We start from the raw sequence: 24,136 nt of genomic DNA on the forward strand, positions 1-24,136 counted from the left end.
GCCCTACATTGAGGCCAATTTCTTCATCGCCGGCTTGATCGACGCTGCGGCGTCATCGTAGCCCTCCCACGCTTTCGTCTTCGCCAGTAGCGACGGCACGGTGCGGATCGTATACTTCTTCGGATCGAGGTCGCCGCGCACCTGCGTCCAAGTCAATGGCATCGACACGGTAGCACCCTCGCGCGCACGGGGCGACAAGGCAGCGACCGCCGTCGACATCCGGTCGTTGCGAAGATAGTCGAGGAAGATTTTTCCCTTGCGCAGCTTCTTCGACATGTTGAGCAGATAGCGCTCGGGATCATCATTCGCCATCCACTGGCAGATGCCTTGCGCGAAGGCCTTGGCCTCCTTCCATGAAACCTTGTCTCTTGCGCCATGCAGCAGCGGCGTCACCACGTGCAGCCCCTTGCCGCCGGTGGTCTTGCAGAAGCTTTCGAGACCAACAGCGGTCAACCGCTGTCGCATCTCTTTTGCCGCCTCGATGACGTCGGAGAATTCAACATTGGGCGCGGGATCGAGATCAAAAACCAGACGTCCCGGCGTGTCGTAAGCGTCCGGCGCACAATTCCAGGGATGCAATTCGAGGCCGCCGATCTGCGCCACCGCAGCCAGTCCCTCGACCCGGTCGATCTGCAGATAGGGCTTGCGGTCGCCCGAAACCTTGGCCAGTTCGAAGAGGTTGGACGCGCCCTGCATGGCGTGGCGTTGAAAGAATTTCTCGCCATGGATGCCGTCGGGCGCGCGAACGATCGAGCATGGACGGCCCTTGAGGTGGCCGATCATCCATTCGCCAACAGCCTCGAAATATTGCGCGAGGTCGAGCTTTGTAACGCCCTCGCCGTCGCCGGCGTCGGGCCACAGCGCCTTGTCCGGCTTTGAGATCACCACGCCCATGACGTCGCCGGTTTTGTTCGTCGTTGCGGGCGTTGCCCGCACCACCGCACCCTTGGTCTTGCCCTTGGTCTCGCCCTTGCCCTTGCCAGGCTTCGGCTGCGCGACGCCTGCCTTGGACGGTGTTTCCGCCTCCACCTCCTCGGCCGGCTTATCCTGCCGCAGGCCCTTGAACGCGGCCTGACGAATGTTTCCATCCGCCGTGAAGCCCGCGAACTCGATCTCGGCAACCAGTTCGGGCTTCAGCCAATGCACATCGCGGGTCTTCTTCGGCGCGTTCTTGCCGCCGAACGGGTTCTTGTCGGAGGCTGCGGCCTTCAGCGCCGGCATGATGCGGCGGACCTTGTCCTGCCCGAAACCGGTACCGACCATACCGACAAAGGCGAGATGATCGCCGCGGTAGACGCCGGCCATCAGCGAACGGAACTTGCCGTTGGTGGTCTTCCAGCCGCCCAGCACCACCTCGTGCCCGGCGCGGCATTTCGCCTTGGTCCAGCTCTCGGTGCGGCCGGAGCGATAGGGCGCATCGAGTTTCTTGGAGACAACGCCCTCCAGTTCGAGCTTGCAGGCCGATTGCAGGACGGCATCGCCGCCGCTTTCAAAATGCTCGACATAGCGTATCTGCTTGTCCTTGCCCTTCTGCGCCTCCAGCAATTTCTTCAGCCGCGCCTTGCGGTCGCCGAGCGGGAGCTTGCGAAGATCTTCACCATTGGCGAACAGCAGGTCGAACGCATAGAAGATCAGGCTCTCGCTGTCGCCGTCCGACAGCGCCGCCTGCAGGGTCGAGAAGTTGGGCGCGCCGTGATGATCGAGTGCGACGATCTCGCCATCGATCAGCACGTCGGGAAGCGATTTCGCTTCCTCGGCGATTGCCCGGAATTTGTCGGTCCAGTCGAGGCCTTTTCGGGTGTTGAGCACCGCATCGCCGTCCTCGACCCGCAATTGCACCCGGTAGCCGTCGAACTTGATCTCGTGACACCAGCCCGCGCCGCCGGGCGGCCGCTCGACGACGGTGCAAAGCTGCGGCGCCACGAAATCCGGTATCGCCGTGACCTTCTTCGGCTTGGCCGTCGGGGCGGGGGCGCGCGTCTTGATCTCCGGCGCGGCCCGCAAAGCGGCTGTCTTCCGCAGGCTCCGCGCTTCGGCGGCATCGCCGCGGTTCGATTGCCAGACCGCGTCGGCCTTTGTCTTCGTGGCCAGCATGAACGGCTTTGGCGCCTTGCCCTTGCCTTGCGCGATCTGCTCCATCGTGCGCCCGGAGGCAACCGAACGGTCCTTGTCGAGAATGTCGTTATCCTCGCCTTCCCTAGCGAATTCGTCACGGTGCTTGATCAGGAGCCAGTTGGTGCGCTTGCCGCCGTAGCGGTCGCCGCGCATCCGCACCAGCACCCAGCTTCCATGCAGCTTGTCGCCATGCAGGGTGAATTTCAGGTCGCCCTTCTTGAAACCGCGATCGGGATCATCAGACTCCCAATAGCCCCGGTCCCACAGCATCACCGTGCCGCCGCCGTATTGGTCTTCCGGAATGGTGCCTTCGAAATCGCCGTAATCGAGCGGGTGGTCCTCGACCTCGACCGCGAGCCGCTTGTCGTGGGGGTCGAGTGACGGCCCCTTGGTGACCGCCCAGGATTTGAACACGCCGTCGAATTCCAGCCTGAGATCATAGTGCAGCCGGCTCGCATCGTGCTTCTGAATCACGAACCGCTGCTCTCGGGCGGGCGCGACCTCGACGTCGCCGGAGGGCTCCGCCGTTTTGCCGAAATCGCGCTTCTTGCGGTACGTGCTGAGCTTCTTCAACGCCACGGCCACACCTCGATCAAATCCGCCCCGCGGCAACGCCCGGAACGAAAACCCATACTAACCGTTGAAGTTCCCAAACCCAAACCGCGCCCGGAGATTGCAATGGCCCCCCGCGCCTACTGGAAAGGCTCGCTGAAGCTCTCTTTGGTGTCGTGTCCGGTCGTGCTGTATCCGGCGTCGACATCCGTCGAGAAAACCCGCTTTCACATGATCAACAAGGAGACCGGCAACCGGCTGAAGCAGCAAATGATCGATGCCGAGACCGGCGACGTCGTCGAGAGCGACCAGAAGGGCCGCGGCTATGAGCTGAAAAAGGGCCAGTATGTCGAGATCGAAAAGGAGGAACTCGAAGCCGTCCAGATCGAGAGCAATCATACGATCGAGATCGACAGTTTTGTGCCGCGGGACGAAATCGACAAGCGCTACTACAACCGCCCCTACTACATTGCCCCCGACGGCAAGGCCGCGGTGGACGCCTTCGCGGTGATCCGGGACGCCATGAAGGATGAGGAACGGGTGGCGCTGGCGCGCATCGTGCTGACCAACCGCGAGCACGTCATGGCGATCGAGCCGCTCGGCAAGGGCCTGCTCGGCACCACGCTGCGATATCCGTACGAGCTGCGCGACGAGGACGATTTCTTCGATGATATCAAGACACCGAAGATCACCAAGGACATGGTCGAACTTGCGGGGCATATCCTTCGGACCAAGGCCGCGCATTTCGATCCCTCGAAATTCAAGGACGAATATGAGGACGCGCTGAAGGCGCTGGTGCGGCGCAAGGCTTCCGGCAAGCCGGTCAAGGTCGCCGAGCCCGAGGAGAGAGCGGACAACGTCATCAACCTGATGGACGCGCTGAAGGCGAGCCTGAAGGGCAAGGCGGCGACGAAACGGCGCGCACAAGCCCCGGCCTCGCGGCGGGCGCCGGCACGCCGGAGGACAGCAAGGAAAGCACACCGGTCGTCGGCGAGGCACCGCAAGGCCGGCTGAGGCCCCATCCATCCGTCATTGTTAGGAGCGTCAGCGACGAAGCAATGACGGGGTTACTGCCGGATCCCCTTCCTAGCCTTCCATCTCCTCGGCCACGTTCTATCCCGCTTGCATTACCCGAATCTGGAAGGCATTTTCCCTTGGGAACTGGCGCCACCGAGGATAATGGCGCCGGGCCGGGGAGGAATGAATGGCACTGACGAAGTCGCACGTCGCAGGACCGACCACGCCTGCGGTACGGGAGATGACATTCGGCGATCTCTTGCGCAAGGCGGCTGAAGCCGCGCCCGATCGCCTCGCCCTGATCGCGGGCGTGCCTGACCCGGCGCAGCGGCGGCAATGGACCTACGCACAGTTCTATCGCGAAGCCCAGCGCACCGCCCGCGCGCTGCTGTCGCGCTTCAAGCCCGGCGAGCGCATTGCCGTCTGGGCGCAGAACATCCCGGAATGGATGATGCTCGAATTCGGTGCCGGCATGGCGGGCATGGTGCTCGTCACCGTCAACCCGGCCTTCCGCGCCCGGGAGGTTGAATATGTGCTGAAGCAGTCGCGCTCCGCCGGCATCTTCGTGGTCAACGGCTTCCGCGGCAATCCGATGCTGGAGACCGTGCAGGCGGTGGCCCCAAACTGCTCCGAGCTCCGCGAGATCATCTGCTTCGACGACTGGAATGACTTCATCACCGCAGGCGACGACGAGGGCATCAAGCTGCCGGCCGTCGGCCCCGACGATCCCGTCATGATCCAGTATACGTCGGGCACGACGGGCTTTCCGAAAGGCGCCCTGCTCCGGCATCGCGGGCTGCTCAACAATGGTGCCGATACCGCCGACCGGATGGGCGTCGACGACGGCGACGTCTTCGTCACCACGATGCCGTTGTTTCATACCGGCGGCTGCGTCTGCTGCGTGATCGGCGCGGTATCGAAAGCCGCAACCCAGGTGCTGGTCGAGGCCTTCGAGCCGGGCCTCGTGCTGGAAATGCTCGGGACCTATCGCGGCAACGCCATGCTCGGCGTGCCGACCATGCTGGTTGCGATGCTGGAGCACCCGACATTCGCGGCGACCGATCTGTCCTCCGTCAAGGCGATCTGCTCCGGCGGCTCGACAGTGCCGGCCTCGCTGGTGCGGCTCCTGGAGGAAAAGCTCGGCGCACCCTTTACGATTGTTTTCGGCCAGACGGAATGCTCTCCCGTCGCGGCGCAGACCCGCACCCATGACAGCGTCGAGGACAAGGCCAACACGATCGGCCTGCCGCTGCCCAATATGGAAACCAAGATCATCGATCCCAACACCGGCAAGACCGTTCCGATCGGCACGATCGGCGAATTCTGCACCCGCGGCTATCACGTCATGATCGGTTACTTCGAAATGCCTGATGCGACTGCGGCTGCGATCGATGCCGACGGCTGGCTGCACACCGGCGATCTCTGCGCGATGGACGCACGCGGCTACTGCACCGTGGAAGGCCGGCTGAAGGACATGATCATCCGCGGCGGCGAAAACATCTATCCGCGCGAGCTGGAAGAGCTGCTGTTCAAGCATCCCAAGGTCGGCGATGTCGCCGTCATCGGCCTGCCGCACGAGAAATGGGGCGAAGAGGTCGCAGCCTTCATCCGCCCGGCGCCCGGCGCCGCGATCGACAAGGAAGAATTGATCGCCTACATGCGCGCTTCCCTCGCTCCGCACAAGACGCCAAAACACTGGTACGTCGTGGACGCATTCCCGCTAACCGGATCGGGCAAGATCCAGAAATTCAAGCTGCGGGACGCCTGCACCAAGGGCGAAATGACGGCGATCTAGGCCAAGAGTGATTTTCGGTGCGGGCTGCAATCACCCCCTAACCCTTGAACGTCGGTTGCCGCGGGTGGATGCAGTCCTTGAAATCTGCAAAACCCTTCCACGCCGGCTCCGGCGCGTCCTGTCCGGCTTGAGGCACATAGATCGACGGCTCGATCGATCCCATCGTCGGAATATAGCGCGGACAGTTCGGGAAGATCGCACGCGCCGTCACGCGAACGATGAGCTGCGCGCCGACGGTCTCCGACAGCAGCGGGTCGCTGTCGCTCACGCTGGCGCTGCCGTTGACACGCAAACGCCGCGGCTTGTCGTGCATGGCGATGAACAGCAGGCCGACATCGGCATTGACGACAATGTTGCCGAGACTCTTGAACATGCCATTGCCGTCATAGTCCGGAAATGCGAGCTCGGACGGCCCGGTGATACGCACAAACCCCGGCGCCCCGCCCTTGAACGAGCAATCCGGACGGCCTTCGGCATCGGCGGTCGCCAGAAAGAAATAGGGCAGGCCTTCGATGAACTGCTTGTCGTCGGCCGAAAATTCCTTGCGCATCAGCTTCTCTTCCAGCCGATCCGAAATCCGGCGGCTGTCGAACCGGTCCTGCAATTGCCTGTTACCTTCGTGATACATGACGCTCTCAGCCATGGCGTTGCGTCCTCCTGCTCTGGATCACCTTGGACATACGAAGCGGCCCGGGTCAGATCACGGGGAAGCATATCACTTACCGATGACGAAGGTGAATGCCATTGCGCGCTGGGTGCGCCGCAGGACGCGAGCGCGGCACGAGCCGGGGTGCAGCGGCAGTTTCGCGTAGTAGTATAGCCCGGCGACATCCGGGACCTTATCAACACTGCCCCCGGATATCGCAGAGTTTGTCATCGGGCGCGCGTTCCCGCGACCCGGTGGCTCATTCGAGCTGAATGTTGGGAGCTCCTACTCCGCCGCAGACTGTAGCGCCAGCTTTTCGGCGCGCACGGCGCAGAACTTGAACTCGGGGATCTTGCCGAACGGATCAAGCGCTGGGTTGGTCAGCAAGTTCGCCGCCGCCTCCGCGTAGCAGAACGGCATGAAGATCATGTTCTCCGGCACGTCGCGGTCGGAGCGTACCTTGACCTCGACGGCACCGCGGCGGGTCATCAGCCGGATGAAATCACCGGGCCAGACGCTGAGCTTGCGCATATCCTTCGGCGACATGAACGCCACCGCCTCGGGTTCTAGCTGATCGAGCACGGACGCGCGGCGGGTCATCGAGCCGGTGTGCCAGTGCTCGAGCACACGCCCGGTCGAGAGCACCATCGGATATTCGGCGTCGGGCACCTCGTCCGGCGCGATCACCTTGGCCGGGACGATCTTGCCGCGGCCGCTCGCGGTCGGGAAACCCGTGGTGAAAATGATCTCGTTGCCGGGTTTGTTCGGATCGTCGACCGGATAGGTCACCGCACCCTCGCGCACCAGCCGCTCCCAAGTGATGTTCTTCAGCGACGGCATCACCTGTGTCATTTCGGTGAAGACGTCGGCGGGGCCGTCGTAGCTCCACGGCAGCCCCATGCGCTTGCCGATCTCCTGGATGATCCAGAGATCCTGCCGCGCATCGCCCGGTGGACGGATCACTTCGCGCGCAAGCTGCACGCGGCGGTCGGTATTGGTGAAGGTGCCGCTCTTTTCGGCAAACGCAGACGCCGGCAGGATTACGTCAGCGTGGAACGCGGTTTCAGTGACGAAGAGATCCTGCACCACCAGATGGTCGAGCTTGGCCAGCGCCTCGCGCGCGTGCTGCAGATCGGGATCCGACATCGCGGGGTTTTCACCCTCGATATACATGCCGTTGATCTGGCCAGCATGGATCGCATTCATGATCTCGACCACGGTGAGGCCGCGCACAGGGTCGAGGTCCTGATCCCAGAGCTTCTCGAAAGGCTCGCGCAGATCGGTGCGTCCGACCGGCTGATAATCCGGCAGGAACATCGGGATCAAACCGGCGTCGGAAGCGCCCTGCACGTTGTTCTGGCCGCGCAGCGGATGCAGCCCGGTGCCGGGACGGCCGACCTGGCCCGTCGTCAGCGCTAGCGCGATCAGGCAGCGCGCATTGTCGGTGCCATGGATGTGCTGGCTGATGCCCATGCCCCAGAAGATGATCGAGGCCTGCGAGCGCGCGTATGTTCGCGCCACTTCCTTCAGCGTCTCGGCAGGGATACCGCAGATCGCTTCCATCTTCTCCGGCGGGAATTCCTTGATACGCTCGGCGAGCTCGTCAAAGCCTTCGGTATAGCCGGCGACATATTGCTGGTCGGTTAGCCCTTCGGTGATGATGGTGTGAAGCATTGCGTTCAGCATGGCGACGTCACTGCCGGGCTTGAAGGCGAGATGCTTCCAGGCATGGCGCGACAGCGCCTGCCGGCGCGGATCCATCACGATCAGCTTGGCGCCGCGCTTGGCCGCGTTCTTGAGATAAGTCGCAGCAACCGGATGATTGATCGTCGGATTGGCGCCGATCACGATGATGACCTCGGCATCCATCGCCGCCGCAAACGGCGCCGACACAGCACCTGAATTCAACCCTTCCATCAGCGCCGCGACCGACGAGGCGTGACAGAGCCGCGTGCAGTGGTCGACATTGTTGGAGCCAAAACCGGTGCGCACCAGCTTCTGGAACAGATACGCCTCTTCGTTCGAACCCTTGGCGGAGCCGAAGCCGGCGAGCGCCTTGACGCCCTTCTCGTCGCGAACCTTGACGAGGCCTTTTGCGGCAATATCCAGCGCCTCTTCCCACGAAGCTTCGCGGAAATGCGTGAACGGGTTGGCCGGATCGACCTGGTCGTTGGCATCCTTTTTCGCGTTCGGCAGCCGCACCAGCGGCTTTGTCAGCCGATGCGGGTGGTGGATGTAGTCGAAGCCGAAGCGGCCCTTGACGCAGAGCCGGTTGTGGTTGGCCGGGCCGTCGCGGCCCTCGGCGTAAATAACCTTCTCGTCCTTGACCTGATAGGTGACCTGACAGCCGACGCCACAGAACGGGCAAAGCGAATCGACTTTCTTGTCAGCGTAAGTGACGCGGGTCTGGTTCTCGTCCAGCATCACCGACGGCATCAAGGCACCGGTCGGGCAGGCCTGCACGCACTCGCCGCAGGCGACGCAGGTCGATTCACCCATGGGGTCGTCGAAGTCGAACACGATCTTGGCGCCGGCATTGCGATAGGCCATGCCGATGACGTCGTTGACCTGGACCTCGCGGCAGGCACGCACGCACAGGCCGCACTGGATGCAGGCATCGAGATTGACGCTCATCGCGGGATGGCTGGTATCGCCCCGCCACCGCTCGGCCGCCGGGAAACGGCTCTCGGTCACCTCGACCTTTTCGGCCCAGTGCCAGAATTTCGAATCTGGATCGTGCGAGGTCTCGCGCGCCGGCTGGTCGGCGACCAGCAATTCCATCACCATCTTCTGCGCGGCCACGGCGCGGGCGCTTTCGGTCTTCACCTTCATGCCGACGCTCGGCGTGCGCTTGCAGGACGCCGCCAGCACGCGCTCGCCCTCGATCTCGACCATGCAGGCGCGGCAATTTCCGTCAGGCCGGTAGTCCGGCTCCGGCGAATAGCAGAGGTGCGGGATTTCCTTCTGGTGGCGTTTTGCCACCTGCCAGATGGTCTCGCCCGCGCTGGCCTCGACCTGTTGGCCGTCGAGTTCGAACTTGATCTTGGTCATTCCGCGGCCTCTTTCGGCACGAATTCTTCCGGAAAATATTTAATCACTGACGTCAGCGGGTTCGAGGCGGCTTGTCCAAGCCCGCAGATCGAGGCGTCGCGCATGGCCTGGCTCAATTGGTCCAGCAATTCGCGGTTCCAGACCGGCTGCTGCATCAAGAGCGCCGCCTTCTGGGTTCCGACACGGCACGGCGTGCACTGGCCGCAGCTTTCATCCTCGAAAAATTTCATCAGGTTCAACGCCGCGCCCTTCACACTGTCCTGCTCGGACAGGATGACGACAGCGGCGGAGCCGATGAAGCAGCCGTATTTTTCCAGTGTGCCGAAATCGAGCGGGATGTTGTCCATCGATGCCGGCAGGATGCCGCCCGATGCGCCGCCCGGCAGATAGGCGTGGAAGGTGTGGCCGTCGGCCATGCCGCCGCAGAACTCATCGATCAGTTCGCGCACGGTAACGCCGGCCGGCGCCAGCTTCATGCCGGGATTTTTCACGCGGCCCGAGACCGAATAGCTGCGCAGGCCGTGACGGTCGTTGCGGCCATGGCTCTTCCACCAGTCGGCGCCCTTCTCGACGATGTCGCGCACCCACCACAGCGTCTCGATATTGTTGATCAGCGTCGGCAGGCCGAACAGGCCGACCTGGAACGGGTAAGGCGGCTTGTGCCTGGGCAGACCACGCTTGCCCTCGATCGATTCGAGCAGTGAAGATTCCTCGCCGCAGATGTAGGCGCCGGCACCGCGGCGCATATGCAGCACGGGACCACCGGGCGGAAATTTTGCGATTTCACGCGTGAGGATTTCGCGCGACGCCGGATATTCGTCGCGCAGATAGATATAGACGTCGGTCGCTTCAACGATATGCGCGCCGATCAGCATGCCCTCGATGAAGCGATGCGGATCGGTTTCGAGATAGAAGCGGTCCTTGAACGTGCCGGGTTCGCCCTCGTCGCCGTTGATCGCCATCAGCCGCGGGCCGGGCTCACCCAGAACCGCGCGCCATTTGCGCCCGGTCGGAAAGCCCGCGCCGCCGAGCCCGCGCAGCGAAGCGTCGTCGAGCGCCTTCAGCAGATCGTCCCTGCTCAGTTCGCCCGAGCGCAGGCGATTGAGCAGCTTGTAGCCGCCGCCTGCGACGTAGGCGTCATAGCCGGTATATTTGGGCAGATGCGCGTGAGTGTCGCCGGCCTTGGCGGCGGCCAGCACATTCGTCACCGTGGCATGATCGACGAAGTGATGGCCGACTTCGGCGGCGGGCGCGGTGTCGCAGCGGCCAACGCAGGGCGCGCGCACCACGCGGATGCCGGGGCCGGCACTGTCCTGCAATTCGCTTAGCAGCTTCTCCGCGCCCATCATGGCGCAGGTCAGCGAATCGCAGACGCGTATGGTCAGCGGCGCGATATCGGGCGCGCCCTCCTTCACCACGTCGAAATGCGCGTAGAAGGTCGCGGTCTCGAACACTTCGGCAAACGACAGCTTCATCTCGTCGGCAAGCGCCGCCAGATGCGCCGCCGAGATCTGGTGATACTTGTCCTGGATGAGGTGCAGATGCTCGATCAGCAGGTCGCGGCGGCGCGGCCGGTCGCCGAGCAGGAGCTCGATCTCATGGGCGGCGGTGGGGTCGACCTGGCGGCCCTTCGGCGTCGCCTTGGCCCGCTTCCGTCCCGCGCCCGGATGATCGAACGAGCGGACTTTTTGTAGGTCGTGTACGTCGTGATCCATCGAAACGTCTCGTTCCTGCCAGTCTGCCAGCCAACTCTAGTCAGTGGCATGCCAGATGCCAAGAGATTTATCAGATATTTAGGGCAACACAGGCCGCGAGCTTTCGATCCTTCCGCGCCTGGAACAACTGCGCTTGCTTTGCCTGACCACTGAATGAGAACGCGAATTTGGTCAGGAGATCAATAAAGCCGTCTCATGCTGCGATTGCGAATGCGCATTGATCTGGATTTCCGATTACTCGATTTGAATTCGACATCGCGCCTGAGCCATCGCATCTGAAATGCCGTCGCGGAACGCTCGCCCCGCGACGGCCAGAAGAGTCAGAGGATCTTGACGGCGCTTTCCAGCGTCTTCCAGACGCCCCAGGCGAGCGGGATGCCGACGAACGCCCAGAACATCGCAGCCTTGGCGTCGAGCCCACCGAACCCGATGCCGTAGGATCCAGACGGCCGCGAGCTACCCGCGCTCGCCGTCGCTGCCTGCAGCTTGGCAACCTCGGCGTCGCTCATGTGCCACTTCGCGTCGACCGGCTTGATCAGGTAGTTGCAGATCAGGCCCGCGATCAGCATCGCGCACAGGATGTACATCGTCGTATTGTAGAGCTGGTCGCGCGGCACGCCGGCGGCAAGCTGGAACTCGCGGATGTAGTTCACGACTACGGGACCGATGATACCCGCGGTCGACCACGCCGTCAGCAGACGGCCATGGATGGCGCCGACGAACTGTGTGCCGAACATGTCGGCGAGATAGGCCGGCACGGTGGCGAAGCCGCCGCCGTACATCGACAGGATGATGCCGAAGCCGAGCACGAACAGAAGTTTTGAGCCCATCGCCGCGAATGTCGGCGCCAGCGCATAGAGCACGATGCCCAGGATGAAGAACGTATAATAGGTGTTCTTGCGGCCCATCTTGTCCGACAGCGAGGCCCAGAAGAACCGGCCGCCGATATTGAACAACGAGAGCAGCCCGGCGAAGCCGGCCGCAATCCCTGCAATGGTCGCCTTCTGCGTGGCGTCAAGCTGGTTGAAGCCGACGTCGGGCAATCCGATCAGCTTGCCGGCGAAGATTTCCTGCAGCATCGGCGAAGCCATGCCGATCACGCCGATGCCGGCGGACACGTTGAGGCACAGCACCCACCAGATCAGCCAGAACTGCGGTGTCTTGTGCGCGTCCTTCAGGTGGACGTGGTTCTGCGAAATCATCGCATTGGCTTTCGCCGTCGGCGTCCAACCCTCGGGCCGCCAGCCCGCCGGCGGAATACGATAGCGGAAGGCGCCGATCATCATGAACACGAAATAGATCGCGCCCATCGCGATGAAAGTTTCCCAGGCGCCGACCGAGGTCGGCGACTTGAAATGGTTCATCAACAGGTTCGCCAGCGGCGCGCCGATCATGGCGCCGCCGCCAAAACCCATGATGGCCATGCCGGTCGCCATGCCGCGGCGGTCCGGAAACCATTTCACCAGCGTCGACACCGGCGAGATGTAGCCGAGGCCGAGTCCGATGCCGCCGATGACGCCGCTTCCTAGCCACAACAGCCACAGTTGATGGGTGATGATGCCGATCGCGCCGAGCACGAGACCACCGCACCAGCACAGCGCCGACACAAAACCCGCCTTGCGCGGTCCGACGCGCTCCAGCCAGCCGCCCCAGATCGCGGCGGAGACGCCGAGCAACACGAAGAACAGCGTGTACATCCAGCCCATGCTGGCGACTTTCCAGTCGCAGGTGGTGGTGAACAATTCCTGCACCAGCGTCATGTCGGGGCAGGCCTTCGGCGCGGTCACGCCGATCGCGCGCGACAGCGGCAGCCAGAATACGCTGAAGCCATAGGCCATGCCGATGCACAGGTGAATGCAGAGTGCGGCCGGCGGCACCAGCCAGCGATTGAAGCCGGCGGTCGCAACCGTTCGCTCCTTGTCGAGAATCCCGAGCGCACCCGATGGTGCGAGCGTGGCATCGGCTGTCGTCATAGGCGTATTCTCCAGGTTCGCGGCCTTACCGGGCACGATTGTTGAGAGGTTGGGGTGTTGGATAGGGAGCCGCGCAGCGCCGACCGTATGCGCGGACGTGCGATGTCCGCGCGACAGATCGGAGTTCAAGTCGAAGCAAAATCGCTTTGAGGTTCGGCATGGGCACGTCATGAAGACGGCAAGCGCGCGCAGTCGCCCAGCTTGCGACCGAATATCCGATCATCGCGCCCTCCCCACTCCAACCCTTGAGTGAGAGGTCAGCAATCCGCGTGCCAAATCGCGCGATGCAGAAAATCAATCACTTAACTAAATGCCGCTGATGTATTGGACAAAATGTCCTGATAGCCGCTGGACAAAATGTCCGGTCAGCTCGCTTCCGGGAGCCACACCCGGAATGTACTCCCGGAGCCGATCTGGCTTTCCACCGTGATCTGGCCACGCTGGCGCTTCACCAGCGTCTGACTGATGGAAAGGCCGAGGCCCGTCCCGTCCCTGCGTTTCGTGGTGAAGAAGGGATCGAAGACCTTGTCCAGGACGTCAGTGCTCATGCCGATGCCGGTGTCGGCCACGTCGATTGAGATGCCCGGATTGTCGTCGCGATCGGCGTCGAACGAGCGCAGCGTCAACGTGCCGCCGTCCGGCATGGCGTGGATCGCGTTGACGATGAGGTTGATCACGACCTGCTGCAGTTCGGTGCGGTTCATCAGGACTAGGCGGCTCGCCCGATCTTCCCGCGCAACACTGATTTCGGTCTTGTTCAGGAGATGCTGCACCAGCGGCAGGCAGTCCGCCACAACGCTTCCGGGCGCATGACGCTCGACATAGCCGGCATACTCTTCCGGCCGCGCAAACTGCAAGAGCTTGGTGACAATCTGGCTGATGCGATAGATCTGTTCATCGACAAGCCGAAACTCGACCTTCGCTTTCTCGGTGTCAGCGCCGATCACGCTGCGGATGACGTCGAGGTTGCCCTGCATCACCGCGATCGGATTGTTGATCTCATGCGCAACGCCAGCGGTGATCTCGCCGATGGCGGCGAGCTTTTCGGACATGATGAGCTGCTTGGTGGTCGCCTCCAGCTTCAGATTGGCGAGTTCGAGATCGCGGGTTCGCTCGCGTACCCGCGCATTCAACTCCTCGTTCCACTCGCGCAATTGACGATCGCGCTCCTGAATCTGGTCCAGCAAGGTATCGAGATGAACCGCCACCCGGCCGATCTCGTCACCCGATGCCGGCAATTTGGTCCGCGCGGAGAGGTTACCGCTCTCGACTTCACCGATCGTCGCCGTGACGCGTTCGAGCGGCATGAAGATCGATTGCGCCCAGCGCAGGAAGATCGGTACGCTTGCCGCCGTGATCGCGATGAACGCGAGCGCAATGATGAGAATCGTCTCAAGCTTTGCGTCGTTGAACGGCTTCTGCAGAAATCCGACATAAAGCATGCCGACGCGCTTGCCGTAGGTGTCGACGAGCGGCTCGTAGGCCGAGATGTACCAGTCGTTGACGACGAAGGCGCTGTCCAGCCAGGTGCGCCCCTCTCCCATCACCGCAGAGCGCACCGCCGCGGACACCCGCGTTCCCAGCGCACGCCGTCCCTCGAACAGGCGGACATTGGTCGAGATCCGCACGTCGTCGAGAAACAGCGTCGCCGTTCCCTGACTGCCCTCTGGTAGGCTTGCCGCCCGATAGACGAGGTCGTTGATCGTGTCGATGAATTCCAGATTCTGGTTCAGCAGAATCCCGCCAACCAGGGCGGCTGGTCCGCCTCCGGGAGCCGTTGCGCGGCTGGCCGCATGCACCACCATGCCATGGGTTTCCGTGCTGCGATCGGTCGGCACCGCGTTTGGCGTCGGCACCAGGTCGAGACGCGCGCGCTGGGCAAGCGCCGGTGAAATCGTCGCAAGTTCATCGTTGGTGAAGATATCGATCCCCGTCGACGGGGATTCGCCTGACAATGCCGACGTAATGATCGGCCAATCGGCCCTTGGCGCTCCCTCAAGCGCAGGTGACGAGGCGATGATTTTTCCACCGGCATCCATCAAATAGAGGAAGTCGAGACCCATCTCCTTGCGGGATTGTTCGAGCAAAGTCTCCACCGCGGAGATCGTTTCCCGCTCTTCGACCTCCCGGAAGCGGAACGAAAGGCTCAGGCCGCGGATCTGAACGCCGGTCTTTTCCAGAATGCGGGCCAGGTATTGGTGGGCGATGGTGAGGTCGCCGTTCACCTTGGAGATCAGCGTAGCGTCAAACCGCGTATTCCAGCGATAGATGGCGACCCCAAGCAGAAGCGGCAGGATGACCAGCATCGGCAGCAGCGCAATCGCGAGCAGCCGGAAGCGGACGGATCGCCCGCGCACCGGCCCATCGATGCGGCCTGCCCCGTCAGCCATTCCATAACGCGAGCTTGCGGTCGATAGTCTTGCGCGAGATGCCGAGCCGCCGCGCCGCTTCCTCGCGGTTGCCGCCGGTTTCTTTCAGCACCGAAAGAATATGCCAGCGCTCCAGGTCCGCGAGACTGTCGGCGGTGGCGACCTGCCCGTCGTTCCGTGGGCCTGCGAAATCGTCCGGGAATGCGCCGAGGATCAAGGTGCGCTCGATCAAATTGCGCAGCTCGCGCACATTGCCGGGCCAGTCGTAACTCGCGAGCGCGGCCCGCACTGCGCTATCGATCGGGACCGGCGGCATGCCGAGCTGGATCGAGAGCTTGTTCATGAAGATGGTGGCGAGCTCCTGCACGTCGTCGCCTCGGTCCTTCAATAGCGGCAGATGTATCTGCATGACGTTCAGGCGGTAATAGAGATCGGCGCGAAAGCGTCCCTTCTCCACTTGCTTTTGGAGATCGGCATTGGTCGCAAAGATGAAACGAAGATCGACCGGCACTTCACGCTCGGAGCCGACGGGACGGACGCGGCGGTCCTCCAGAACACGCAGCAACTTGCTCTGCATCGGCAACGGCAGTTCGCCGATTTCATCGAGGAATAGCGTGCCGCCATGCGCATAGAGGAACAGGCCTTCCCGGCCGCTATCCGCGCCCGTAAAGGCACCCTTGATGTGCCCGAACAGCTCGGCCTCGATCATATCAGGCGGAATGGCGGCGCAGTTCACCGGCACAAAAGGCTTGTCGGCGCGATCGGAGAGGGAGTGAATCGAGCGCGCCGCGACTTCCTTGCCGGTGCCGGATTCCCCGGTGAGCAGGATCGATGTCGGCAGGCGGGCAACGCGGGCAATGGTTTCGCGCACGCTGCGGGCCGCGGGCGACTCCCCGATCAGGTTGTCGCGCAGGAAAGTGCGATCGGATGAAGCGCGCAGCGCATAACGCAAAACGTAGTTCTCGCGCTGCAGCCGGACCCGATCGAGGCAGCGTGCAACCGCATTGAGGATCTGGTTCGAGCGGAACGGCTTCAGCACGAAGTCGACTGCGCCGGCGCGCAGCGCCTGGATCGCTGTATCGAGATCGGCATAGGCTGTAATCAGGATGGCGTCGGCGAAGAAGCCGACGGTCCGCTGCTCCGCCAGCCAGTCGACGCCGTTCTTGCCCGGCATGATGTTGTCGAGAATGACGACATCGAACCGGCTCTTGTCGAGCTTGCGCGAGGCTTCGTCGGTGTCGGCGGCTTCTTCCACGTGCTTGCAATGCGGCCCCAGCGTGCGCACGAGAAAATTGCGCATCCCGGGCTCGTCATCGACGATCAGGATCGAGGCCTGCGCCAGCGCGCTGAACTCGGGACCGCCGGCCGGCTTGCCTGGTTTGGCCGCCGGTTCATTGACCGTTGCGGGGGATATCGCCGCGCTCGCCTTCGATGTCGGGACGTTCATGCCGGGATTTGTAGGACCGATTGTCGCACCCGGCAATCGGACGCTGTCGTGAACTCGTCTAATTAACGCGCGAGGGTTTTACCCGCGGGATCGCCCAAGCATTCGGCTTTTATATCGTCCCATTTGCTTTTTCTATCAGAAACACGATGCGGCTTGGGCTGCGCTCGGTGATTTCGACCTTGTCGCCGGTCTCCCGAATGAGGTTCGGAATGTCAATCACCGACAGCGGATCGGTGCAGAGCACTTCCAGCCTGTCGCCGGGCGGCAGCATCTTCAGCGCCTTGCGTGTCTTCAACGCCGGCAAGGGGCATTTCAGGCCAGCGAGATCGAGTTTTGTCGTCGTCATGCGCCGACCATGGCGAAGGGGGCCTGCATCGTCAACGGACATCAGTTGATCAGGCTTGCATAGGACAGGAACCCGACTGTCTGGCCGGGCGACACCTGCGTGACGTCTTCGCCGAGTTCGACGAGGCCGTCGGTGTCCGCCAGCGACGACAGCAGGCCCGCGCCTTCGCGCGGAAATTTTACCGCTTCGAGCACGCCATCGGCACCCTTGCGCAAGCTGACGCGGACATATTCGCGGCGCGAAATCTTCTTCTTGTAGCTGAAGGCGGCGCGAACCGGCATCGGCCGAAGCGGCTCCGGCCGGGCACCGGACAGCGCCAGAATGGTCGGCCGCACCACGTGAACGAAAGTGACAAAACTCGCCACCGGATTGCCCGGCAATCCGATGAAGGGCGTACCGTCGATGATGCCCATGGCGACGGGGCGTCCCGGCTTGATCGCCATCCGCCACAGCACAAGCCTGCCGACGCTTTCGACGCTCGCCTTGACGTGATCCTCCTCGCCGGTCGAAACGCCGCCCGTCGTGAGGATCAAATCATGACCGCCGGCGACCTCCTGCAGCGCGCGGGCCAGCGAGGCGCGATCATCCCGGATAATACCGAGATCGCTGACCTCGCAGCCGAGCCGCGACAACATCGCCATCAGCATGAAACGGTTGGAATCGAACAATTGCACCGCGGTGCGCGCTTCGCCCGGCGAGGCCAGTTCGTTGCCGGTGGAAAACACGGCGACGCGAATGCGCCTTGTGACATCGAGTTGTGTCAGGCCAAAGGCTGCGGCGAGCGCAACGTCCGGCGGCCGCAGCCGCTGGCCGGCCTGCAGCGCCGCAAAACCTGAAGCGATGTCTTCACCCGCGGGGCGTACATTGGCGCCCGGCTTGAGGCCTGCGGGAAGCACCACCTTATCGCCCTCGACGCGGACGTCCTCCTGCATGAACACGGTATCTGCGCCTTCGGGCATCGGCGCACCGGTGAAGATGCGCATTGCCTGCCCCGGCTTGAGCGGCGCAGATGCAGAACTGCCCGCCTGAACGCGGCCGGTGACCGGAAACGTTTGCTCTTTGTGCTGCGGGAGGTCGCGGCTCGCAACCGCATAGCCGTCGACGGCGGAATTGGTGAAGGGCGGCAGCGGCAGCGGCGCCAGGATCTCGTGCGCCAGAATGCGGCCATCGGCGCGGGCGAGCGTAACCGTCTCGATATCCACGACCGGCGTCACACGCGTGGCAATGAGGCCGACGGCCTCATCGACCGACATCATCGGGCCGCCAAAGGCAAAGCAATCGTCGGACAATTGCGCCATGTGCCTGATCAGCCCTCAGCTTCGCATTTCGCCAGCACGTCTTCGAGCGATATCGCCGACCGCAACATCATCGTCGCCACCGCCTCGATATCGTCGAGATGGGCAGTCGGCAACTTGGTTTCAACCGCCGTATCGGTCGCGATTCCGACGATGCCGGGATCGTCGGGGAACAGCAGCGGTTTTTCATTCGCGGCGCGATAGACCTCGATCTTGCGGTGCGGCTCGCGCTTGAAACCCTCGACGACGACGAGATCGACCGGCGAGATCTTGGCCAGCAGTTCCGGCAGACGCGGCTCATGCGCCCCGCGCAGCTCATGCATCAAGGCCCAGCGCCGCCCCGATGACACCAGAACTTCGGCCGCGCCGGCCTCGCGATGCCGCCAGGAATCCTTGCCGGGTACGTCGACGTCGAAGGCGTGATGGGCGTGCTTGATCACGGACACGCGCAGGCCATGTTTTGCGAACTGCGGGATCGCCCGCGTCAGCAAGGTGGTCTTGCCGGCGCCGCTCCATCCCGCGAGGCCTATCACTTTCATTTGCGTTCTCCGCTGCCTTGGCCAGGACCGGGCTAGGCATTCTCCAAGGGTGCTTTATATCGGCTGGAAGCCGTTGTCATGCTAACCTGCGTCCTATGATGAAGATGGAAAAAGCCCCCGCACCCCTGATCGTGCCGAACCCCGAGGATCCACGGCTGACCGAGCGCGTTGCCGGAACCGATCAGACGGGTGCGGCGGTCGAAATCCGGGTGCCGGTGGAGCGGCCGCTGACACTGTACCTGAACGCGCAGGAGATCGTCACCATGATGACGATCGGCGACTATCCGGAATATCTGGCGCTCGGCTATCTCCTGAACCAGAACATGCTGAAATATGACGACGTCGTCACCGAGGTCGAGTATCACGATGACCTTCAGGTCGTGGTGGTGCGCACCGAGCATCACACCAATTTCGAGGCCAAACTGAAGAAACGCACGCAGACGTCCGGCTGTGCCCAAGGCACCGCGTTCGGCGACCTGCTTGAAGCGGTGGAAAGCGTGGCGTTGCCCAAAGCCGAGTTGCGCACGTCGTGGCTCTACCAGATGACGCGCACGATCAACACCATGCCCTCGCTCTATCTGGAGGCCGGCGCAATCCATGGCTGCGTGCTGTGCAAGGAAGGCACGCCCGTCTGCTACACCGAGGACGTCGGCCGTCATAACGCCGTCGACAAGATTGCCGGCTGGATCTATCGCCACGGCGTCGATCCCGCCGACAAGATCCTCTACACCACGGGCCGGCTCACCTCGGAGATGGTGATCAAGACGGTGCGGATGGGCATTCCCATCCTGGTCTCGCGGTCCGGCTTCACCGCATGGGGCGTCGAACTGGCGCGGCAGGTCGGACTGACGCTGGTTGGCCGTACGCGCGGCAAGCGCTTCATTGCGCTGTCAGGACAGGAGCGGATCGTGTTCGACCAGGACCTCGACTATGTCGAGGAAGAATCCGCGCGGCACAAGCGCAAGGGCGAAGAGCGTGACGAGTAAAATTCCGGGCGTCCTCCTCGCCGGCGGATTGGCGCGGCGAATGGGTGGCGGCGACAAGCCGATGCGCACGATCGGTGGCCGCACCATTCTCGACCGCGTGATCGCGCGCCTTGCGCCACAATGCGACGGCCTGATCCTCAACGCCAATGGTGACCCAGCACGCTTCGCAGCGTTTGGCCTTCCCGTCATTGCCGACAGCGTCGCCGATTTTCCTGGCCCGCTCGCCGGGATTCTGGCCGCACTCGACTGGGCTGCGGTCAACCGGCCGGATGTAAAATTTGTTCTCAGCGCTGCCGCAGACTGCCCATTCCTGCCGCGCGATCTGGTCTCCAGGCTGTATGACGCGGTGGAAGCGGAGAATGCCGAGTTGGCCGTTGCCGCCTCCGATGGCCAATCGCATCCGGTGATCGGATTATGGAGCATCGGTTTGCGCGAACAACTTCGCCACGCGCTGGTCGTCGAGGACATCAGGAAGATCGATCGCTGGACCGCGCGCTACAGGCTCGCCACAGTGACATGGCCGGTCACGCCGCTCGATCCGTTCTTCAATGCCAACACCATGGACGATATTGCGGAAGCGGAACGGCTGGCTGCGCTGGATGGCGGCTGAGCAGCGCGCGTCGCGGCCAACTCATTTCTTTCCCTTCCGGGAAGTGACCGTCTTCGCATCCACGCTCTCCAGGAATTCCGGAACGCTACTGACCGATCCCGCATTAACCGCGACGTAACCGGGAAGCGTGGCAACGGCCTTGTGAAATTTGTTGCCTTTCATCACGCCGAGCAGCCGCTGCATCGGCTCGGTCTCCAGAAATGCCCGGCGGCAGAAAAGGAATAATCCTCCGTCAGAAGCCGGACGAAATCGAGCCCGAATTGCCGGGCGGCGGCCTCGACGAAAGACCCTCCTGACATAACAGGACGGGCTGCTTACGCCTCACCCGGGCTTCTGCGCCATGAAGCTTGCAGGTGGCGTCCAGGTTCCGGGAATGTGGACATTCGCCCAGTGACACATCTCGTGCAGGACGGGAAGCAAGGCCTCGCCCTTACGCGTCAATGTATATTCGAAACGCGTGGGCCGTTCCTGGTAGGCAGATTTTGTGACGAGGCCTGCCGACTCCATCTTAGCCAGCCGATCGGTCAGAATGTTAGTCGTAATTTTCTCGGGCGAGGAGAAGAACTGCGAGAAGCGGCTCTTGCCGTTGAGCAGGTCGCGCAGGATCACTAGAGTCCAGCGATCACCGACGATGTCGAGCGTCGATGCAATCGGGCAGCCAGATCGTGGCTCACGGTTCACGGGGTAATTCTCCATCTGAGTGACTTGCGTATTGCAAGTTGCAACTAACCACGCTGTCGTTGTGTCATCAGGAATGCAATTCGAATGGAGGATGCCATGTCGCAAGGGTTCACCGGGAGCTGCCTGTGCGGCGCCGTTCATTTCAAAAGCACGGCCGATGCCCAAATGGTCGGGCATTGCCATTGCATCGACTGTCGCAAGTCGAGTGGTACCGGCCACTGCACGCATCTCGTCGTACCCGAACAGGCATTCTACGTAACGGGCTCCGTCACGTTCTATGATCGTGCGGCGGATAGTGGCAATATCATCAGCCGAGGTTTCTGCGGGACATGCGGATCGCCGGTCTACTCGAAGAACTCTGGCATGTCTGGCGTCGTATTTCCGCGTGCCTCCGTGCTCGATGATCCCGAAATCGCCAAGCCACAGATGGTCGTCTATGCCAGCCAAGCGCCGTCCTGGGATCACGTGAACCCGGCATTGCCGGTTTTTGCCACCATGCCAGAAGGCGGACCGCAGAAGGTCGTTGCCACCAAATCCGCGAGTTGAGCCGTGGCTTATGATGGCGCGCTTGCCCAACGCTTCCGCGATGGTCTGCGCGGCATCAAAGGTGTTACCGAAAAACGCATGATGGGCGGGCTCTGTCTGCTCGTGAACGGAAACATGCTTGGCGGCGTCGACCGGACCAAGTCGGGCCGGGATCGGTTCATGTTCCGCGTCGGCAAGGACAATGAGGCCGAGCCCTTGCGGCGACCGGGCGCATCGATCGTCGACATGGGCGGCAAGCGCCTTGGCGGGCCTGTCTTTGTCGATGCCGACGAATGTGACGACGACGCCTTCAAGATATGGATTGCCATGGCAGTCGGATTTGTCGGGTGGCTTCCAAAGAAGTAATCCGGCAATGCCCGTCACGATCGGGTTGTCGACGATGATCGGGCCGATTTTACTTTGCCCGAACCGAGTCAGGCGGGCCGAAACCCCGCCTGCGCCAGCGCGGCACGTCCCCCGTCCGAGGCCAGCGCGTCGAGAAACGCTTGCACCGCCGGGCGTTGCTTGCGCGCCGTTACCAGCGCAAAATCATAATGCTCTTCGGCAAAGGGAATGAAACCCAGGTTTGACGCATGCGCGACCGGCGCAATGGTCATGCCCCAGTCGGCACGGTGCTGCGCGACGGCTGCAGCCACCGCATTGTGCGAGCGCGGCTGATTCCAGTAGCCGTCCGGGCGCGCACCGCCGAGCAGCCGGTCGACCAGGATGCGCGTGCCGGCGCCCTGGTTGCGATTGACCATGATGCAGGCGGGATCGGCCAGCGCGGCGCGCACCGCGTCCTGCGCGCTCAGGCCTTCGAAGCGCTTGTCGCCTTTGCGGAAGACGATGCCCTGCATGCGACGCCAACCCGGCACCAGTTCGAGCCCGTCGCTGAGATACGGCGTATTGTAGGTCTCGGTCTTCTCGTCGAACAAATGGATTGGGGCAAAGTCACATTCCCCGCGCTTGGCGGCCGAGAGGCCGCCGAGGCTGCCGACGGCGATCGAGCGCACGGTGAGCCCGGCATGCGCCAGCGGCGCCGTAACGAGATCGAGCCCGGTGCAGTGGCTGCCGACGATGACGAGATCGGGCACCCGCACATGCGGCGTGAACAGCGTCACCTCGGCCTCGCTGCCCGCCGGCATCTGGTCCGCCAGCGCATCGATGCGCAGAAAGCCATCGGCCTGGGCAAAGGAGGTGATGGCACCGGAGCCCTTGCCTGTGGGGTACGCGATCAGTCCATCCGCGCCTTCGACCAGCGACACCATGACGAATTCGGCGCGGCCGAGTTCGGACGCGATCCGCACGGGAACGCGCGCGGCTACCTTGGCGTCCGATCGCGGCGGCAGGCCGGCCATCCGCCGCAGCACCGGCACGATCATGTCGTGGAAGGTGAACATCGCCGAGGTCGGAAATCCCGGTAGGATGATCACGGGTTTGCTGTCGCATACCGCAAGGCACAGCGGCTTGCCTGGCTTCAGCGCCACGCCATGGGCGATGATGCCGGGCTTGCCGAGCCGGCCGATGATGCGGTGGGACACGTCGCCCGCGCCCTTGGAAGTGCCGCCTGATAGCACCAGCATGTCGCTGCTCGCGAGTGCGTCACGCATCGCGGATTCGAGTTGCGCCTCATCATCGGCGATGGCGCCGAGAAACTTAGCCTCGCCGCCATTCTCCATGATCGCCGCCGTGACAATCGCGCCATTGGTGTCGTAGATCGCGGCCGGCCGCAGGGAATGGCCGGGCTGCACCAGTTCATCGCCGGTAGAAATGATCGCAACGCGCGGCCGCCGCGCGACGGTCACCTCCGCGATGCCGCAGGCCGCCAGCATCCCGATCTCGCGCGAGCCGATGACGGTGCCGGCGCGCAGCAGCGCCTCACCACGGGCGATATCGGAGCCGGCATAGGATACGAATTGCCCGGGCGAAGCGGCGCGGCGGATGTCGATCGCACGATGCCCCGCCGGCTGCGTGTGCTCGACCATGACGACGGCGTCCGCGCCGCGCGGCACCGGACCGCCGGTCGCGATCGGCGTGGCTGTTCCTGACAACACCGGCCGCGTCGGGGCGATGCCGCACGCGATCACTTCGTCGTTCAGCATCACGCGCACCGGTGAAGCCTCGCCGGCGGAAGCAAGGTCGGCCGAACGCACCGCAAAGCCATCGACATTGGAGCGATCGAACGGCGGCACATCGATCGGCGCCACGACGTCCTCGGCGAGCGCGCAGCCGAGCGCGTCCGCAAGCGAGCGTTGCTCGCTCGCGACCGCACGCGGAAACAGCGCGGCTTCAAACCGCGCCAGCGCATCCTCACGCGACAGGATGGTCAGGAATTGATCCTGATCGATATTGTCGCGGCCTTTCGGCGAGGGCGTATTCGTCATTCCCGAACCCATATCACTCCCGCAGCATATAGGCATCGACCCGGGTGCCCGCCGCAAATCCTTCCGAGCCGGCGGGTACCGCGAGCCAGG

18 protein-coding genes and 1 pseudogene are annotated in these 24,136 nt (G+C 63.1%); 6 read left to right on the forward strand and 13 right to left on the reverse strand.

Annotation, left to right across the window (positions count from 1 at the left end):
* Positions 1-3: 3 nt before the first annotated feature.
* Complete coding sequence (gene ligD, locus CQ13_RS29060; protein ID WP_057846270.1) at positions 4-2,694, reverse strand: DNA ligase D; 2,691 nt, start codon at positions 2,692-2,694, stop codon at positions 4-6.
* Between the two features lie 99 nt (positions 2,695-2,793).
* Here ligD and ku point away from each other — a divergent pair, with 99 nt between their 5' ends.
* Together ku and CQ13_RS29070 are read left to right on the forward strand one after the other, a co-directional pair.
* On the forward strand, positions 2,794-3,681 hold the full coding sequence (gene ku / locus CQ13_RS29065; RefSeq protein ID WP_057846256.1) for a non-homologous end joining protein Ku: 888 nt from the start codon (positions 2,794-2,796) through the stop codon (positions 3,679-3,681).
* Positions 3,682-3,871: 190 nt separating this feature from the next.
* Positions 3,872-5,479 carry an AMP-binding protein gene (locus tag CQ13_RS29070; protein WP_057846257.1) on the forward strand — a complete coding sequence of 536 codons (1,608 nt, stop codon included), beginning with the start codon at positions 3,872-3,874 and terminating at the stop codon, positions 5,477-5,479.
* Positions 5,480-5,516: 37 nt separating this feature from the next.
* Here the strand turns inward: CQ13_RS29070 and CQ13_RS29075 are convergent, their stop codons facing one another.
* From CQ13_RS29075 to mobB, 9 genes are all read right to left on the reverse strand, one after another.
* Positions 5,517-6,122: a pyridoxamine 5'-phosphate oxidase family protein gene (locus CQ13_RS29075; protein WP_057846258.1), complete on the reverse strand. Its 606-nt coding sequence runs from the start codon at positions 6,120-6,122 to the stop codon at positions 5,517-5,519.
* Positions 6,123-6,410: 288 nt separating this feature from the next.
* Complete coding sequence (gene fdhF, locus CQ13_RS29080) at positions 6,411-9,176, reverse strand: formate dehydrogenase subunit alpha (protein WP_057846259.1); 2,766 nt, start codon at positions 9,174-9,176, stop codon at positions 6,411-6,413.
* Entirely contained in the window at positions 9,173-10,891 is a 1,719-nt protein-coding gene (locus CQ13_RS29085) for an NADH-ubiquinone oxidoreductase-F iron-sulfur binding region domain-containing protein (RefSeq protein WP_057846260.1), read from the reverse strand. Before CQ13_RS29085 ends, fdhF begins: the two co-directional genes overlap by 4 nt.
* 320 nt (positions 10,892-11,211) lie before the next feature.
* A complete protein-coding gene (locus CQ13_RS29090) occupies positions 11,212-12,864 on the reverse strand; it encodes an OFA family MFS transporter (RefSeq protein ID WP_057846271.1) in 1,653 nt (550 codons plus the stop codon).
* A 365-nt stretch (positions 12,865-13,229) separates the two neighbouring features.
* The gene (locus tag CQ13_RS29095) at positions 13,230-15,254 is read right to left on the reverse strand and encodes a sensor histidine kinase (RefSeq protein WP_057846261.1); all 2,025 of its coding nucleotides are present in this window, start codon (positions 15,252-15,254) and stop codon (positions 13,230-13,232) included.
* Entirely contained in the window at positions 15,247-16,680 is a 1,434-nt protein-coding gene (locus CQ13_RS29100) for a sigma-54-dependent transcriptional regulator (RefSeq protein WP_057846262.1), read from the reverse strand. Before CQ13_RS29100 ends, CQ13_RS29095 begins: the two co-directional genes overlap by 8 nt.
* Positions 16,681-16,789: 109 nt before the next feature.
* Positions 16,790-17,026: a sulfurtransferase TusA family protein gene (locus tag CQ13_RS29105; protein WP_057846263.1), complete on the reverse strand. Its 237-nt coding sequence runs from the start codon at positions 17,024-17,026 to the stop codon at positions 16,790-16,792.
* Positions 17,027-17,067: 41 nt separating this feature from the next.
* The gene (locus CQ13_RS29110; RefSeq protein WP_057846264.1) at positions 17,068-18,324 is read right to left on the reverse strand and encodes a molybdopterin molybdotransferase MoeA; all 1,257 of its coding nucleotides are present in this window, start codon (positions 18,322-18,324) and stop codon (positions 17,068-17,070) included.
* Between the two features lie 8 nt (positions 18,325-18,332).
* A complete protein-coding gene (gene mobB / locus CQ13_RS29115) occupies positions 18,333-18,860 on the reverse strand; it encodes a molybdopterin-guanine dinucleotide biosynthesis protein B (protein WP_057846265.1) in 528 nt (175 codons plus the stop codon).
* A 95-nt stretch (positions 18,861-18,955) separates the two neighbouring features.
* On the opposite strand from mobB, the gene CQ13_RS29120 reads away from it, so the two are divergent.
* Together CQ13_RS29120 and mobA are read left to right on the forward strand one after the other, a co-directional pair.
* Positions 18,956-19,846 carry a formate dehydrogenase accessory sulfurtransferase FdhD gene (locus CQ13_RS29120; protein WP_057846266.1) on the forward strand — a complete coding sequence of 297 codons (891 nt, stop codon included), beginning with the start codon at positions 18,956-18,958 and terminating at the stop codon, positions 19,844-19,846.
* Positions 19,791-20,456, forward strand: a complete 666-nt coding sequence (gene mobA / locus CQ13_RS29125; RefSeq protein ID WP_057846272.1) for a molybdenum cofactor guanylyltransferase MobA — start codon at positions 19,791-19,793, stop codon at positions 20,454-20,456. The genes CQ13_RS29120 and mobA overlap by 56 nt, the downstream gene beginning before the upstream one ends.
* A 21-nt stretch (positions 20,457-20,477) precedes the next feature.
* Here the strand turns inward: mobA and CQ13_RS41685 are convergent.
* Positions 20,478-20,755: pseudogene (locus CQ13_RS41685) on the reverse strand (substrate-binding domain-containing protein); the annotation flags it as partial.
* Between the two features lie 22 nt (positions 20,756-20,777).
* Positions 20,778-21,365 carry a winged helix-turn-helix transcriptional regulator gene (locus CQ13_RS46850; RefSeq protein ID WP_347337066.1) on the reverse strand — a complete coding sequence of 196 codons (588 nt, stop codon included), beginning with the start codon at positions 21,363-21,365 and terminating at the stop codon, positions 20,778-20,780.
* Here CQ13_RS46850 and CQ13_RS29135 point away from each other — a divergent pair.
* Positions 21,303-21,683 carry a GFA family protein gene (locus tag CQ13_RS29135; protein WP_197427479.1) on the forward strand — a complete coding sequence of 127 codons (381 nt, stop codon included), beginning with the start codon at positions 21,303-21,305 and terminating at the stop codon, positions 21,681-21,683. The genes CQ13_RS46850 and CQ13_RS29135 overlap by 63 nt on opposite strands.
* A 3-nt stretch (positions 21,684-21,686) precedes the next feature.
* Positions 21,687-22,028, forward strand: coding sequence for a TfoX/Sxy family protein (locus tag CQ13_RS29140; RefSeq protein WP_057846267.1), 342 nt, complete (start codon positions 21,687-21,689; stop codon positions 22,026-22,028).
* A gap of 68 nt (positions 22,029-22,096) precedes the next feature.
* Here CQ13_RS29140 and CQ13_RS29145 read toward each other — a convergent pair whose 3' ends face one another.
* Positions 22,097-24,058: a molybdopterin biosynthesis protein gene (locus CQ13_RS29145; protein ID WP_156433976.1), complete on the reverse strand. Its 1,962-nt coding sequence runs from the start codon at positions 24,056-24,058 to the stop codon at positions 22,097-22,099.
* Positions 24,059-24,136 lie beyond the last annotated feature (78 nt).

It is taken from the genome of Bradyrhizobium retamae, assembly GCF_001440415.1.
GTDB lineage: Bacteria > Pseudomonadota > Alphaproteobacteria > Rhizobiales > Xanthobacteraceae > Bradyrhizobium > Bradyrhizobium retamae.